This window comes from Bradyrhizobium sp. Pha-3, from assembly GCF_042258615.1.
Lineage (GTDB): Bacteria > Pseudomonadota > Alphaproteobacteria > Rhizobiales > Xanthobacteraceae > Bradyrhizobium.
Genome location: NZ_CP170152.1, coordinates 2,261,998 through 2,276,725, shown reverse-complemented (window position 1 = coordinate 2,276,725; position 14,728 = coordinate 2,261,998). Strand labels below are relative to the sequence as shown.

Genomic DNA, 14,728 nt, shown 5'->3' with positions numbered 1-14,728 from the left:
GCGCGTGATCCGCTTTCGCGCTGTCACCGCAATTCTTGCTTCTGGCGAAGCCCTCGATCTGTATCGCTAAGCGACGAAAATATGATGGATGGGAAAAGCGCCCGGGTCCCGCCGCGCTGCGCTGTGCCCGACGCCGAACTGGCATCGGGCAATTTTGAGATAAGGGCACGGCCTATCATCACTTAGTATTCTGCACGATCCATGAACTGTGATCGAACCGATAGTGCGCGCCGTCTCGCTTCTCCGTTCGCGCAAAATGCCCTTTGTACATCAGGCAATTCGCGCAATACGGATGGCCGTTGTTCCCCTGGCCACTGATGAAGACGTTCCGAACATTGTTAAACAGCTTGCTCCGCGAGCGGACCGCAAAAATGTCTTCCTCGTCAAACGCGTTCCCAATAGGAATCCGTTCTGATCCACATGCGGCGCAAAGGCTGATGTTTCCGTTCGAATAGATTTCCAACGTTTGAAACAGGAAAGAACACGGCACCTCGTGCGACTCGACACCATGATCCGGACCCGATGTGCTATATTGGTAGTCATACGTCACGTGCTTCGTCGCGCGATTGAGGACGTGCGTTGGCCCTATGAGCATGATATCGACTTTATCGATCCACCCGCGAGTGTACTCATCGATTGAGTCCTTGTTGGTCTCCGTGATTGTGCAGTTGAGCTGAAGGAAGGTGGGAGAGCCATTTTTTCGCAATTGGCTTGCGTGCTCGATATTGGCGATGATCTTGTTGAATTTTGTATTGCGCCTCGTCCGATAGTTTTCCTCTTTCGTGGTCGCGTCCAGGCTGATCGTCAGGTGATCAAGGAGCCCATCCTTCATCACCGTATCCAATATCTCTGTGGAGAGGATGGAGGCATTTGAACAGACGTAAGACCTGAGACCGGCCTCATGGATGATCTCAAGCGCACGCTTCCAGTCATGGGACAGGAAGAATTCACCGCGGGAAAATGGCGCGATAGTTACGACGTGTTCGGAATATTTCCTTGGCCACGCTGCAATCTGCTTTACGATTTTCTCGAAATTCTCCAGCGACATCTCTGTCGCCTTGGCCTTCCCGAGATAGCGCGGGTCAGTCTGATCATCGCCGTGGAAGGGACAATAACCGCACTTGAAGTTGCAGGTGCTGTTCAGCTCGAGAATGACGGTGTTCGGAAGATGCGTGTCGGCAAATACCCGATATGCATCGAGGACATCGTCATCTGTGACGGGAAGCAATTTCTCTGATGGAACCGCATCTCCACCAGAGTAACGAGCGCTGACGTCGAAGGCCAGTCCCATGCTATACACGAACATGGCCTTCTCAAAATCGAAGCGTACGTTCGACTTGCTTTCGAGCGCGGCAGCCACAAGACGCTTGACGTGACTGCTCGTCACATGCAGGTCGCCCGAAGTGCATGCGATATCGACAAATTCCTTGGCCCTATCGAGTCCAGTCGAATGGACGACATTTGACCCATTTGGCCAGGCGACCTCTACGGATGAGGCGCCGGCCTCGACCAGGCTGGCTGTGATCAATTTGATCCGGTTCTTTTCTGTCTCCTTCGGGTCGCCCGACGAGGCGCTAATCCTCGCACGAACGAGCATTTCAGCCTCGACAATGGCGGGGGGAGAAGAAAATCGGGCAGGAAACATCAGCCTGCGAAGTGCGGTAGCCAACATCTCAACAATCCTGCTTTCCACCAGCGTCGTGGAATGACCATATGTGGTCGGGCTCATACAGATAGGTGTACGGACGGGGCAGTCGTCTCCTCACCGAGAAACTCGCGGCCTTGCGCCAGAAAAACAGCTCTTCCTCAAGCTCCTGAGCCGCGTAGCTGCGGACAATTGCGCAGCTGATCTCGTATTCGTTCAACCCGAGTTTCATATCCGGAATTTCGAGACGCATGACCTGCTTGGTGCCGCTCATGGTGAGCGTTGTGCCAGATTCAAGCGAGTTCATCCCCACAACAGGAATGCCGGCAGCCGTCCGGATGCCAACGACCAAGTGCACGGGGTCTTCGCATTGGCCATCGACCGTGAGTTCGATCGAGAGATCATCACCTTGGCGCACAACGGCAACATCGTTGCCTGCGCTGTCGCAGCATCTCACTTGCGAGATTTTGATAGGAGCCCTAGCGAACGAGTATTCGCCGCCATAGAGAGTCGCGTTGAAAGTAGTAGCGGCCCTCGTACCGTAATTTTCGGTGTAGCGGCGTTCGAGTTCCAATTCATAGGCCGCACAAACCTCTTTCGCTGGCCCGTAGTTGACCATGGAACCTTTTTCGATCCAGAGGGCCTTGGAGCATAGCTCTTCGATCAACCCTGTGGAGTGGGTGACCATCAGAGCCGTCACCCCTGACGTGCAGATTTCTCGGATGCGAGCGAGCGACTTTCTGACAAAGTAGGGGTCTCCGGCCGCCAGAGCTTCGTCTACGATGAAAATCTCGGGATCGACGCTGATTGCTGTGGCGAAGGTTAGTCTTGCCTGCATGCCGCTCGAATACGTTCGGAACGGCTGATCGATGACATCTTGCAGTTCACTGAATTCGATTATCCACGGAACCTTCTTCTCGATCTCGGCGCGGCTGAATCCGATGCACAGGCCGCCCATGATGATGTTCTCTCGCCCAGTAACGTCTGGATGAAAGCCGGTTCCAAGTTCAAGGATAGCTGAAATTCGACCGTTGGTGAAAACGGTCCCCGATGTCGAGTCCAACAGGCCAGCGATGATACGAAGGAGCGTGCTCTTACCAGAGCCGTTAGAGCCCAGAATGCCGAGGATCTCGCCCTTTCCTACCTCAAAGCTGACGTCCCGAAGAGCCCAAATGCTCTCGTGATGCTTTCCTCCAAGGAGGGCTTCCTTCAAAAAGTCTAGGGGCTTTGGATAAAGATTGTAGGCCTTTGCAAGATTCCGAACGACAATCGCTGGTTCTGCTCTGTTAGCGACTGACAGGCGGCCCGACAGACCTGGTAAATCGACAATGCTCATCGCGCACCCTGAAACAAATAACGGTTACACAATACCACTGATTGTGCAGCCAGTTTGTTCGCATGCATGAAAAGCAAGGAGCTAGCAAGACGCCCTTAGATCAACTCTGCGCTGCATTGCCCAAAGAGGGCAATTTCTCGGCCGTTAACCAATGAGTGTTGCTGTTTTACAACTCCGCGTCCTCTCCGGTCGCAAAGGCATTCGGGTGGTCACGATCGCCAACATCCTGCTGGCATCGGTGCAAACCCAGACTGTAGTCAACGCATCAGTTCGAACAATTCGAGGACATCGGCAAGCCGCGGTTTTGCGTCCCCGACTCGCGTCGCAGCGATCCGCTCGCGCTGCCGTGGGCGTTACGTTGACAGTGCACTAATCTATGCGCGCAGGTGAGATTCATCCGAGCGTGATCCGCCCCACACGTGTCGAGCCGAAAACCCCAATTGAGATCGATCGCAGCAACGACACGTATTTGAGTGCATTGTCATCGCAATTCAGATCGATAGCCCAAAGAAAAGCATCCCTCAACTTACTGATTTCAGCTGCCTTTTCGTTCATGGGATCGTGCTATATTGTCGAGATGGACAAGGTAACCGCCTCCTCGACCGCAGAGCACATCCGGGCCCTCGCCCGGACGTTCCACGTGTCCTATTCCGAGGGTCCAAACGACCGCTTGGCCCATCATATCTCGCGCCTGGCCGGGGATACGGTCGAGCTGGACGAGATCGAGCGGTTGCTCGTCGGCCTGGTACGCGCGGAGCGGATTACGCGCCCGGAAATGATCCTTCTTCAGGCCCGCTATCTGCGTGAAGCCAGGCCGTGACGTTTGATCCGTTCGAATTACGGTGACATGCACCAATTTGTGCGCGCAGGTGAGATGTCATCCGAGCGTGATCCGCTCCACACGTGTTGAGCAGAGCCGTGATCGAGATCGATCGCAGCAACGACAGATATTTGAGTAGACTGTCACCGCAATTGCGAAGAACGAAGCGAGGGTCTTGGCCGATTATAGGAAGGCTCAGGGGCGCCTAGCCGGCCTTCCGCTTTACGATCTTCACCAAAGCCTCGTCTATTTGGCTCTGCCACCCTTTGCCCTTCGCCTTAAAATGCTCGAGGACAACAGGGCTGAGCCGCAGCGTGACCTGCTTTTTGGTTGGCGCCTTGTTGGGACCGCGGCCCTTCCTGAGCTTGGGCAAGAGTTCATCAAAGGGAACAGCCTTCGCGAAGTCGGCCTTTGTCCATTCCGGATTGTCGCTCACAGCGCGCATATCCGCCTTTGTGTAGGCTTTTTTAGCGACGGTTTTCTTCATACAGGTCCCTTTCTGCCTTGCTGGCGGCCCGCATGCTGATGATGCTGACGGCTTCCACGCCGTAGACCGCGAAGACCACCGAAATCACGCCGCGAATGTTGACGCCGATCGCTTGATATCGATTGAGCCTGGCCTTGCGAACCAGAGCCGTATCGAAGAACCGCTCGTCGAGATCAGCGAAATCCATCCCGTGCTTGTCGAGATTGGCGCGGCGCTTCGGTTCGTCCCAAATGATCTTCACGAATTATTTCGTAGTTACAAAATACTTTGATGTCAAGCGCTGAGCGAGCCTCATTTATGCGAACAGATCATTGCCGGGCGCGCCGTCAGTGGCCGACGGAGCGTCGGTTCATTTCCTCCAGCGGCTCGCGCAGGCCATCGAACTGGGTGCCGAACCCCTGCCAGTCTCCGGCCTTCAATCGCTCCACCGCCTGGTTGTAGCGATCGAGCGCCTGCTGCGCCGGGCTCGCCGTCACGCCTGCGGGGGACACCGCTTCTGTCGCGTTGAGAACCTTTGGCCCCGCACCGGGCTCCGCGAACAATGCGGTCAGGGCATCGGCGAGCGTCTCCTTCATCACGACATGCTCACCGTAGGCCGCGATCACGCGTTTCAGTTCCGGCAGGTGTCCGAGCTCGGCGCGCAAATAGAGCGGCGAGACATAAAGGATCGAGTTCTCGATCGGAATCACCAGCAGGTTCGCACCGCGTATCACCCGCGAGCCCATCTGGTTCCACAGCGTGAGTTGTTGCGTGATCTCGGTATTCTGATTGATCCGCGCCTCGATCTGAAACGGCCCGTAGACCAGCTTGTCCTTGGGGAATTCGTAGACGATCAGCTTGCCGTAGTCGGGCGCGTCGCAACGCGCAGCGAGCCACGCGATCATGTTGTCGCGACGGCTCGGCACCATCGGAACCATCAGGAAGAACTCGGCCTGCGGCTCGCCGGGCAGCCGCATGATGATGTAATAGGGAGTCATCACCGAAGTGCCGTCGCCACCCGGCTGCCGCGGAAACTGCCAGAAGTCCTCGCGGTTGTAGAAAGTTTCGGCCTGCTCCATGTGGTAGGTCTGATACAGCCGCGCCTGAATCAGGAACAGATCCTCCGGATAGCGAATGTGCTTCTGCAAATCCGCCGGCATGGCCGTGAACGGCTTGAACAGGCCCGGAAAGATGCGCTGGTAGGTCGCTGCGATGGGGTCGCGCGGGTCGATCAGATAAAAATCGACCGTCCCGTTATAGGCATCGACGACAATTTTCACCGAATTCCTGATGTAGTTGAGATCGAGCTCCGGCACGGGCTGCGCCGAGGGGAAATAGGAGCTCGTGGTGTAGGCATCCTGCATCCAGAACATTCGCCCGTTGCTGACGACCAGATAGGGATCATGATCGAGCCTAAGGAATGGCGCGATCGTGCGCACCCGTTCCGTGATATTGCGCCGGATCATGATCCGGCTGTCGGCCGTGATGTAGCTCGAGAGAACCAGGTTCGCGTCGTTGAAGTAGTAGGCGAACAGCGTTCTCCATCCCAATGCGCCGATCGGCACGCCGCCAGTGCCGTCATAGGCTGCATAGACGTTGTCCTTCCCCTTCGGATAATCGAACTCCGGGATGCTGGCCTTGACGACGACGTAGTCGTCGCTCTCTTCGCCGAAATAGATGCGCGGTTCGTCGATCTTGGGACCGCCGTCGGCAACGGGCGGAATATCGCGCAAATAGAAGAACGGCAGTCCTTCCGTGCTCTTGCGGGTGACCGGGCTCATCACCGCGCCGTTGCCGTGCGTGAACAGCACGTGGCGGTTGACCCAGGTCTGCGCATTCGCGGGCAACAGCGAGGCCCGCAGCTCGCGGGCCGAGAGCATCACGCTCTGATAGGCGCCGTCGAGCCAGTAGCGGTCGACGTCGAGATCGTGGAATTTGTAGTAGGTGCGGATCTCCTGCAGCTGCGCGTAGGTATTCGACAGCGGCAGCCAGTCCCAGAGCCGGATGTTGTCGATGGTCGCCTTGTTCGCTTCCAGCGTCTTGAAGGTCAGCCTCTGTTCGGCGGCAAACGGCTTGGCTGCGATCCGGTCGAGATTGTAGGCCTGCCGGGTGAGCGCGATGTTGCGTTCGATGTAGGGCTTCTCCAGCTGCAACTCCGTCGGCTTGACGACGAAGTGCCGGAACAGCGAAGGGACGACGCTCGACAGCACGACAGAGCCGGCGCCGACCAGGATGAAGCCGGCGGCAAGCAGCCGGTAAGTGCGGGCCCGCAGATTGGCCCATGCGATGAACGCCGCGATGATCGAAAGCACGATCATCAGCCACAGGGCCGGCAGCCCCAAATGGACGTCGGTGTAGCTCGCCCCGACCACGACACCATTGTCGCCGTAGAGCAACAGATAGCGGTCGAGCCCATAGGACCAGGCCTTCACCGCGAACAGAAGGCCTACCAGCGCCGAGCCATGCGCGATCGCCGTCGGCGAGATTGATCGGTTGTGAAGGTCGTACTCGATGTCGCCGCGCGCCCAGTAGATCGCTCCGGCAAACAGCGCGCTGAGGACGATTGCGAGCAGCATCCAGTTCTTGATCGCGAGATAGGCGGGTAGCGCAAAGAGATAGAAGCCGATGTCCTTGTTGTAGAGCGGATCCTCCGCGCCATAGGGCACCTGGTAGAGAAACTGCAGGAAGATGCTCCAATTACCGGCTTCGCTTGCGGCAACCGGCACGGCGAGCAAACCCGCACCGAGCGCGATAAACCACGGCCGGGTCAGTCGATCGCGCAGCATTGCGGACGGATCGGGCGACAGCGCGATACCGGCCACCCGCCACGGGGCGGCCGGGTTCTGTCGCGGCTGCTGCATGGCAAACCGCGCCGCCAGCACTCCGTTCAACGAGAGGACGACGGTGGTCGCCGCCAAGACGGCGAAAACGACGATCGCCTTGGCGCCGATCGCGGTCAGAAAAACCTGCAGGTAGCCGATCGAGGAAAACCACAGCCAATCGACCAGGAAGTCGCTCGCGAGCGAGACCAGGACCAGGCAAATCGCGATGACGACGGCCGCAACGATCAGCCTGACCACGCCGCTCTGCCGTGGCACCTTCCGGCCGGGTCCGGTAATCCCGATCGTCATGGCTTGATCATAGCGGAAATGAGGAACGCGCGCCGCTTGTTTCGTGGGACAAATTGCCCGCCAGGCGAAGGGAGCGCTCCGAGGGAAGTCAATACCTTGACGTCCGCCCGGTCGAGACAATAGATGATGTTCATAATATAAAACAAACCCGACGCCCCGGGCGGTTGCGGATCCCGGCCATGCCGGTTCGCACCAAGGGCGCGACAGGAGAACCATGCGTCGAATTGTTGTGACGGGCCTGGGGACGGTGTCCCCGCTGGGCTGTGGCACCGAACTGGTCTGGTCGAGGCTGCTTGCGGGGCGTTCCGGGCTCGGCGCATTGCCGGCGTGGGCGGCCGCGCTGCCGGGGCGCATCGCAGGACAGGTCCCTGACAAGGCCCGGGGATGCCGAGGGCGGCTTCGATCCTGATTCCGCGGCGCCGCGCAAGGACCAGAAGAAGATGGACCGGTTCATCCTGTTCGCGCTGCTGGCCGCGGCGGAAGCCGTGGCGCAGGCCGGCTGGATGCCGGCCGAGGCGCGGGCCGAGGAGCGCACCGCGACCGTGATCGCATCCGGGATCGGCGGGTTTCCCGCGATCGCAGACGCCGTGCGCACCGCGGAAAAGAGCGGGCTGCGCCGGCTGTTGCCGTTCACCGTTCCCTCCTTCCTGGCCAATCTCGCGGCCGGGCACATCTCGATCCGCTACGGCTACAAGGGTCCGATCGGCGCGCCGGTGACCGCCTGCGCGGCGAGCGTGCAAGCCATCGGCGACGGCGCGCGGCTGATCAGGTCCGGCGAAGCCGATGTCGCGATCTGCGGCGGCGCGGAGGCCTGCATCGATCCCGTGAGCCTTGGCGGCTTTGCGGCGGCGCGGGCGCTGTCGACGTCGTTCAACGACACGCCGGAGCGGGCGTCGCGGCCGTTCGACCGCGACCGGGACGGTTTTGTGATGGGCGAAGGCGCCGGCGTGCTCGTGATCGAGGAGCTCGACCACGCGCTGCGGCGCGGCGCGAAGCCGATCGCCGAGATCATCGGCTACGGCACGACGGCGGACGCGTATCACATCACCGCAGGTCCCGAAGACGGCGACGGCGCCCGGCGCGCCATGGAGGCGGCGTTGCAGCAGGCCGGGTTGCGACCCGGCCAGATCCAGCATCTCAACGCGCATTCGACATCGACGCCGGTCGGCGATCTCGGCGAACTCGAGGCCATCAAGCGCGTGTTCGGGCGCGAGGGAAGCGTTGCCGTCAGCGCGACCAAGTCGGCGACGGGACATCTGCTCGGCGCAGCCGGCGGCGTCGAGGCGATCTTCACGATCCTGGCGCTGCGCGACCAGGTCGCGCCGCCCACCCTCAACCTGGAGAACGCCGATCCGGCTGCCGAGGGCATCGACCTCGTCGCCAACGTCGCGCGGCCGATGGCCATCGAACACGCGATTTCGAACGGTTTCGGATTTGGCGGCGTCAACGCCAGCCTGGTGTTTCGACGGTGGTCCTGAACCGGCAGGCGGTTCCGCAAACCTGTCAGTTCAGGCGCGCTCACCCGCTTCCGCGGGTCATCCAGCTCACGCCTTCGCCACGCTCGCATCGATCACGAGCTTGGCCACCGTGAGCGCCGACTGCGCCGGCCCCTCTTCCGACTGCTGGCCGGTGACATAGATGCCTTCGATCAGCAGCAGCAGGGCATCGCCGAGCACGGCGGGATGACGCGCGCCCATGCCGGCTGCGAGCTCGCGCAGGCGCTTGCGAAACACCTTCTTGTGCGCCTCGGCGACCTGCCGCGCGGGATTGTCGCGCGCCGGATATTCCACGGTCGCGTTGCTGAGGCCGCAGCCGCGATAGCCCTTGCGCACGGCGCGCGTCGACAGCTCGCGGATATAGGCGAGCACGTGCTCGCGCGCATCGCCGTAGGATTTTCCGCCGGGCTTCTCGAACCGCTCCCAGAAGTCGTGCTCGTAGTCGCGCATATAGGCGGCGGCGAGATCGTCCTTGGAGGCGAAGCTGCGATAGAGGCTCGGCTTGGTGACGCCGGCCCGGTCGACCACCTCGTCGACGCCGACGGCGCGGATGCCCTCGCGATAGAACAGCTCGCTCGCGGAGGCGCGGATCCGGTCGGCAGCCCGGACCGGGCGTTCCGCGGATGGTTCGACGGTTTTCTTCATGACGGCTCTCCGCATCCTCCCGCGCACGGCACGCTTGACAATGTTACTGACCGGTACGTATACATGCCGCATCGCAATACGTACCGGTAAGTAACATGCCAGAACCATCCATTCAAGCCGCCCCCACCTCGAGACGGCCGTTCGGCCAGAATTACGCGTTCGTCGTCGTCGCCGTGATCTTCCTTGCGCTGCTCGCCTCCGCCGGCCTGCGCGCGACGCCCGGCGTGCTGATGCTGCCGCTGCAGCACGCCTTCGGCTGGGACGTCGGCGTGATCTCTTCATCCGCCGCGGTCGGCATCTTCCTCTACGGCCTCGCGGGCCCGTTCGCCGCGGCCGTGATGCAGCGCTTCGGCATCCGCCGCACGGTGCTGGGCGCACTCGTGCTGATGTCGGCGTCGACCGGCGCCAGCTATTTCATGACCGCGCCGTGGCAATTGTTCCTGAGCTGGGGACTGCTCTCCGGCATCGGCTCGGGCGCGGTCGCCAACGTGCTCGGCGCCACCATCGTCAATCGCTGGTTCACCACCAATCGCGGCCTCGTCATGGGGCTGCTGACGGCGAGTACCGCGACCGGCACGCTGATCTTCATGCCGGGCCTCGCGGCGCTGGTGGAATGGGGCGGCTGGAAGCCGGTGGTGTTGACGGTGGCCGCCTGCTGCGCGGCGCTGATTCCGCTGGTGTATTTTCTGGTGCCCGAGCGGCCGGCGTCGGTCGGCCTGCGCTCGTTCGGCAGCCAGCACGACGATCATGCCGCGCCGCCGGCACAAGGCAACCCGTTCACCGCCGCGTTCAGCAACCTGGCACGGGCGGCGAAGACGCGGGCGTTCTGGTTCCTGTTCGCCACCTTCTTCATCTGCGGCTTCACCACCAACGGCCTGGTCGGCACCCATCTGATCGCGTTCTGCGGCGACCATGGCATCGTCGAGGTGCAGGCGGCGAGCCTGCTCGCATTGATGGGTTTCTTCGACCTGTTCGGCACCACGCTCTCGGGCTGGCTCACCGACCGCTTCGATCCGCGCAAGCTGCTGTTCCTGTATTACGGGCTGCGCGGCCTGTCGCTGATCTACCTGCCCTACTCGGATTTCTCGCTCGTCAGCCTGTCGGTATTCGCGGTGTTCTATGGTCTCGACTGGATCGCGACCGTGCCGCCGACCGTGCGGATCGCCAACGAGGCGTTCGGCGACAAGAATGCGCCGATGGTGTTCGGCTGGGTGGTCGCAGGCCATCAGCTCGGCGCCGCCTGCGCCGCGTTCTTCGCGGGCTTCATGCGCTCGGCCCAGGGCGATTATCTGCAGGCCTTCATGATCGCCGGCGTAACCGGCATCGTCGCGGCCGTCCTGTCACTGATGATCATCCGACGGCCGGCGCAACCGGTCCTCGTGGCAGCGTGAACACGCGCTGACCTCGTTGGCGTATCGACGAACTGCAATTGAGAAGCATCCCGGTTTTCCGGCGGACGCGCAGGTCGCCCATTGCGAATGGGTGTCCCACGTCCGCCGGTTGCCTTCGAGGCAGAACAGATATCAGTTGGCAGGCAGCCGGCAGGCTGGCCAGGGACCACCGGTTTCAGCCCGACCATTCCTCGAATTATTGCTTGAAGCCGTTGCGCGATCGAGGGCGATCTGCCAGTTTTTCAACCTTTCATAGACGGGCGATCCCTATCGCGGGGCATCCGACTTGTCTGGTAGCGTCAGGGCCAAGGCCTGAAGCTACTGACACGCTTGTTGCAACTGCTTCTGAAGACCCGGATCGGACACGGAGCGCGTGAAGAAGTCGATGCCCGATACAGGTGAACCTCAAAAATCCAATTCGACCGCCCTTCAGCTCGCCTTCGCGCAGGCTGTCGCGCTGCATCAGCGGGGACAGTTGGCGGCAGCAGAGAATATCTACGAAGACATTCTGCGACAGCAGCCAAACAACTTCGATGCGCTGCATCTGTTGGGCCTGATTTCCGCACAGACCGGCCGTAGCCAGCGCGGCGCTGACCTGATCCGGCGAGCGATCAGGCTCAACGGCAACGTCGCGGACGCGCACAACAACCTGGGCAACACGCTGCGCGATTTGCGTCGCCTCGACGAGGCGCTCGCGAGCTTCGACAGGGCAACCGCGCTCAAGCCAAACCTTGCGCCGGCGCTCTACAATCGCGGACTTACGCTCGCGGAGCTTGGACGCCACGAGGAGGCGCTCGCAAGCTACGATCGCGTGATCGCGCTCGTGGCAGACCATGCAGACGCCCATCGAAACAGGGGCGCGACGCTGAGAAAGCTGGAGCGGCTCGAGGAGGCCCTGGCGAGCCTGGACCGGGCGATCGCGCTCAAGCCCAACGATGGCGGTGCACACAACGATCGTGGCAACGTGCTCAATGACCTCGAAAGGTTCGATGATGCGCTCGCGAGCTACGACCGGGCGCCGGGAATTGCCGGCGCGTGTTACAACCGCGGCAACGTGCTGATCAAACTGGATCGTCTCGAAGAGGCGATCGCGAGTTACGACCAAGCGATCGCACTGCGGCCCGACTATGCCGAGGCCTACAACAACCGCGGCACGGCGCTGTTGAAGCTCATGCAGCATGAGGCGGCGCTCGCCAGCATCGACAAGGCGATCCAGTACAAGGGCGACGATGCGGCTGCCTACGCCAACCGCGGCAAGGTTCTATCCACTTTGGCGCGCTATGACGCGGCACTCGCTGCCTATGACAAGGCTATCGCGCTCAAACCGGACCAGGCCGAGATCGAAGGCTATCGTCTGCACGCCAAATCCCACATGTGCGACTGGGTCGACTTCGATGCCGAGTGCAGCCAATTGATCGAGTCGATCAGGAATCGGGACGCGGCGACGCCGCCATTCCTGTTTTGTAACGTTCCTTCATCGGTTGCCGACCAACTGCTCTGCGCCACGCGATGGACCGCGAAGAATCATCCACCGTCTGAAAGACAGCGCTGGCGGGGCGAGCGCTACCATCACGATCGAATTCGCATCGGCTATTTCTCGTCGGATTTTTGCAACCACGCGACATCGCTCTTGATGGCAGGGATGTTCGAGTGCCACGACAGGTCGAAATTCGAGACGGTGGCAATCTCATGGTCGCCCAACGACCCTACGGAGATGCGCCGACGGCTCGAGGTGTCGTTCGATCGATTTGTCGAGGTCCGTGAGATAAACGACGATGAGGTCGCCGACCTGATCCGACGATTGGAAATCGACATCCTGGTTGATTTGAAAGGCTTTACCGCGGGATCCCGCACCCGGGTCCTTGGCCGCCGGCCTGCCCCCATCCAGGTCAATTATCTGGGTTACCCGGGAACGCTCGGTGCCCCGTTCATCGACTACATCATCGCCGATCGTATGGTGATCCCGGATCATCATCGCGAATTCTACAGCGAAAAGGTGGTCGCTCTGCCGGGCAGCTATCAGGCCAACGACGACAAGCGGATCATTGCCGATCGCGTGTTTACGCGCGGCGAGGTCGGGCTGGCACCGACGGGCTTCGTGTTCTGTTGCTTCAACAACAACCACAAGATCACGCCCGACATGTTCGAGCGGTGGATGAGGATTCTCGGCCGTGTCCAGGGCAGCATGCTGTGGCTGCTCGAAGGCAACGCGCGCGCTGCCGCAAATCTGCGCAAGGAGGCGGTCGCGCGCGGCGTCGCTGCGGAGCGCCTTGTGTTCGCACCGCGCCTGTCGATACCCGACCACCTCGCCCGCCATCGCCTCGCCGGCCTGTTCCTCGACAGCACTCCCTACAACGCCCACACGACCGCCAGCGACGCGCTATGGGCCGGCCTGCCGGTGCTGACCATTCTCGGCGACACGTTTGCCAGCCGGGTCGCGGCGAGCCTGCTCCACGCGATCGGCCTGCCCGAGCTTGTTGCGGAATCGCCGGAGGCTTACGAGCACATGGCGGTCGATCTTGCGACCCATCCGGAAAAGCTCGCGGCGCTCAGCGCCAGGCTGGCGGCCAACCGGCCGACGGCACCGTTGTTCGATACCAAACGTTTCACCCGGCACATCGAGGCCGCTTACACCGCGATGCATGAGCGTCACCGGGCGGGCATGGCGCCGGACCATATCGTCGTCCCGGCGTGATCGGTCAAGCTCCCGGCGTCCGAACCAGCATTCTGTCGAACGACATCTCGACTACGGCTGCATCTGACGGCGTCGATCCGCAATCAGCTGCTTCGCTTCGTCGATCGTCATCTCCCCGGCTCCCAGCACCTGATAGCCGCTGTCGGGATTTTGGCTGCGCCGCTCACGATGCATTGACGACCTGCAGCGCCGCGAGGTTGACGTTGCCCGACACGCGAATGCCGGCTTCACCCGCATCGATGGTGCCGAGCGGCGCGATCAAATCGACATTGCCGGGCGGCACCTCGGGGATCGGGTTGAGCGTTGCGATGCCCGCGCCGGTGGTGGGGACGCTGGGAGACAATGTCACCCGTCCATAATTGTCATGGACGCGCTTCGGCGGCGTATAGACCTGGGTCGTCTTGGAGGCGCCGCACTTTGTTGGCTCAGGTTTGATCTGGCGCAAAAAGGCGAAACTGGCTTCGGCCTACCTTGGCTACCGGGGTGTCTCCTCTGAGGAGGGCGATGCAGTGATTATCGATCTCTTGCGCCGAGAGCATCGCAATATTGATTTGCTCCTCACGATCCTTGAGCGAGAACTTGAGCTCTTTGAGCACGGGCGTCGCCCCGACTATGAGGTTATTCGGGCAATTATCAGCTATTTCGAAGTCTACCCGGAGGTGTACCATCATCCCCAGGAAGACTTGATCTTCTCCAAGTTAACGCTTCGCGATCCGGACGCGGCTGCAAACGTCGGTAATCTCGCACGTGAGCACGCAGACGGAGCCGAGCGTTTGCGCCGCTTCGCTGAAGCGATCGACGGCGTTCGCGCGGATCGCGAGCTTCCTCGACAGGAGGTCGGCTACATTATGCGAGATTTTATAGTGAACGAGCGCCACCATATGATGGTGGAAGAGCGCGATTTCTTCCCGGCAGCCCTCAAGGCCCTACTGCCCCAGGATTGGGCGGAGGTCGCTTCAGCCCTAACCGATCATGAAGATCCGCTATTTAGCGACGCCGCCGAAGAAACCTTCGATGCCTTAAGAGCGCACATTCTGCGACTAGAGCAAGAAGCTGAAGCGGAACGACACCAAGTCAAGCATTGATCCCCGATCTGTCATCGC

Annotated in this window: 11 protein-coding genes and 2 pseudogenes; 5 read left to right on the top strand and 8 right to left on the bottom strand. The window is 61.0% G+C overall.

Translation table 11 applies throughout. The features are described 5' to 3' along the window. Nucleotides 1-178: 178 nt before the first annotated feature. A complete protein-coding gene (locus ACE10Z_RS10670; RefSeq protein WP_375787880.1) occupies nucleotides 179-1,672 on the bottom strand; it encodes a radical SAM/SPASM domain-containing protein in 1,494 nt (497 codons plus the stop codon). 1 nt (nucleotide 1,673) lies between these two features. Further along, complete coding sequence (locus ACE10Z_RS10665) at nucleotides 1,674-2,981, bottom strand: ABC transporter ATP-binding protein (RefSeq protein ID WP_375787879.1); 1,308 nt, start codon at nucleotides 2,979-2,981, stop codon at nucleotides 1,674-1,676. Between the two features lie 376 nt (nucleotides 2,982-3,357). Between ACE10Z_RS10665 and ACE10Z_RS10660 the strand changes: the two genes are divergently transcribed. Next, nucleotides 3,358-3,801 (top strand): hypothetical protein, encoded by a 444-nt coding sequence (locus ACE10Z_RS10660; protein ID WP_375787878.1) that lies wholly within the window; start codon nucleotides 3,358-3,360, stop codon nucleotides 3,799-3,801. 205 nt (nucleotides 3,802-4,006) lie between these two features. Here the strand turns inward: ACE10Z_RS10660 and ACE10Z_RS10655 are convergent, their stop codons facing one another. The 3 genes from ACE10Z_RS10655 to ACE10Z_RS10645 form a co-directional block, all read right to left on the bottom strand. Then, a complete protein-coding gene (locus ACE10Z_RS10655) occupies nucleotides 4,007-4,288 on the bottom strand; it encodes a BrnA antitoxin family protein (protein WP_021077090.1) in 282 nt (93 codons plus the stop codon). Next, nucleotides 4,269-4,475: a hypothetical protein gene (locus tag ACE10Z_RS10650; protein WP_375787877.1), complete on the bottom strand. Its 207-nt coding sequence runs from the start codon at nucleotides 4,473-4,475 to the stop codon at nucleotides 4,269-4,271. Before ACE10Z_RS10650 ends, ACE10Z_RS10655 begins: the two co-directional genes overlap by 20 nt. 139 nt (nucleotides 4,476-4,614) lie before the next feature. Further along, nucleotides 4,615-7,398 (bottom strand): UPF0182 family protein, encoded by a 2,784-nt coding sequence (locus ACE10Z_RS10645; protein WP_375787876.1) that lies wholly within the window; start codon nucleotides 7,396-7,398, stop codon nucleotides 4,615-4,617. 214 nt (nucleotides 7,399-7,612) lie between these two features. Here ACE10Z_RS10645 and fabF point away from each other — a divergent pair. Next, nucleotides 7,613-8,876, top strand: a pseudogene (fabF, locus tag ACE10Z_RS10640) (beta-ketoacyl-ACP synthase II). A 66-nt stretch (nucleotides 8,877-8,942) separates the two neighbouring features. On the opposite strand, the gene ACE10Z_RS10635 reads toward fabF, so the two are convergent. Next, entirely contained in the window at nucleotides 8,943-9,539 is a 597-nt protein-coding gene (locus tag ACE10Z_RS10635) for a TetR/AcrR family transcriptional regulator (RefSeq protein WP_375787875.1), read from the bottom strand. A gap of 95 nt (nucleotides 9,540-9,634) precedes the next feature. Between ACE10Z_RS10635 and ACE10Z_RS10630 the strand changes: the two genes are divergently transcribed. Both ACE10Z_RS10630 and ACE10Z_RS10625 read left to right on the top strand, forming a co-directional pair. Beyond that, nucleotides 9,635-10,930, top strand: a complete 1,296-nt coding sequence (locus ACE10Z_RS10630; RefSeq protein ID WP_375787874.1) for an MFS transporter — start codon at nucleotides 9,635-9,637, stop codon at nucleotides 10,928-10,930. A gap of 385 nt (nucleotides 10,931-11,315) precedes the next feature. Next, nucleotides 11,316-13,625, top strand: coding sequence for a tetratricopeptide repeat protein (locus tag ACE10Z_RS10625; RefSeq protein WP_375787873.1), 2,310 nt, complete (start codon nucleotides 11,316-11,318; stop codon nucleotides 13,623-13,625). A gap of 51 nt (nucleotides 13,626-13,676) precedes the next feature. Here ACE10Z_RS10625 and ACE10Z_RS10620 read toward each other — a convergent pair whose 3' ends face one another. Together ACE10Z_RS10620 and ACE10Z_RS10615 are read right to left on the bottom strand one after the other, a co-directional pair. Then, a complete protein-coding gene (locus tag ACE10Z_RS10620; RefSeq protein ID WP_375787872.1) occupies nucleotides 13,677-13,799 on the bottom strand; it encodes a hypothetical protein in 123 nt (40 codons plus the stop codon). Continuing rightward, a pseudogene (locus ACE10Z_RS10615) lies at nucleotides 13,792-14,031 on the bottom strand (filamentous hemagglutinin family protein); the annotation flags it as partial. The pseudogene ACE10Z_RS10615 and the gene ACE10Z_RS10620, both read right to left, overlap by 8 nt. A gap of 103 nt (nucleotides 14,032-14,134) precedes the next feature. On the opposite strand from ACE10Z_RS10615, the gene ACE10Z_RS10610 reads away from it, so the two are divergent. Beyond that, a complete protein-coding gene (locus ACE10Z_RS10610; protein ID WP_375787871.1) occupies nucleotides 14,135-14,710 on the top strand; it encodes a hemerythrin domain-containing protein in 576 nt (191 codons plus the stop codon). Nucleotides 14,711-14,728 lie beyond the last annotated feature (18 nt).

Coding starts and splice junctions, on each gene's coding strand:
- ACE10Z_RS10625 (WP_375787873.1), top strand. CDS start 11,316: ATGCCCGATACAGGTGAACCTCAAAAATCCAATTCGACCGCCCTTCAG.
- ACE10Z_RS10660 (WP_375787878.1), top strand. CDS start 3,358: ATGCGCGCAGGTGAGATTCATCCGAGCGTGATCCGCCCCACACGTGTC.
- ACE10Z_RS10670 (WP_375787880.1), bottom strand. CDS start 1,672: ATGTTGGCTACCGCACTTCGCAGGCTGATGTTTCCTGCCCGATTTTCT.
- ACE10Z_RS10665 (WP_375787879.1), bottom strand. CDS start 2,981: ATGAGCATTGTCGATTTACCAGGTCTGTCGGGCCGCCTGTCAGTCGCT.
- ACE10Z_RS10620 (WP_375787872.1), bottom strand. CDS start 13,799: ATGCATCGTGAGCGGCGCAGCCAAAATCCCGACAGCGGCTATCAGGTG.
- ACE10Z_RS10655 (WP_021077090.1), bottom strand. CDS start 4,288: ATGAAGAAAACCGTCGCTAAAAAAGCCTACACAAAGGCGGATATGCGC.
- ACE10Z_RS10635 (WP_375787875.1), bottom strand. CDS start 9,539: ATGAAGAAAACCGTCGAACCATCCGCGGAACGCCCGGTCCGGGCTGCC.
- ACE10Z_RS10630 (WP_375787874.1), top strand. CDS start 9,635: ATGCCAGAACCATCCATTCAAGCCGCCCCCACCTCGAGACGGCCGTTC.
- ACE10Z_RS10645 (WP_375787876.1), bottom strand. CDS start 7,398: ATGACGATCGGGATTACCGGACCCGGCCGGAAGGTGCCACGGCAGAGC.
- ACE10Z_RS10650 (WP_375787877.1), bottom strand. CDS start 4,475: ATGGATTTCGCTGATCTCGACGAGCGGTTCTTCGATACGGCTCTGGTT.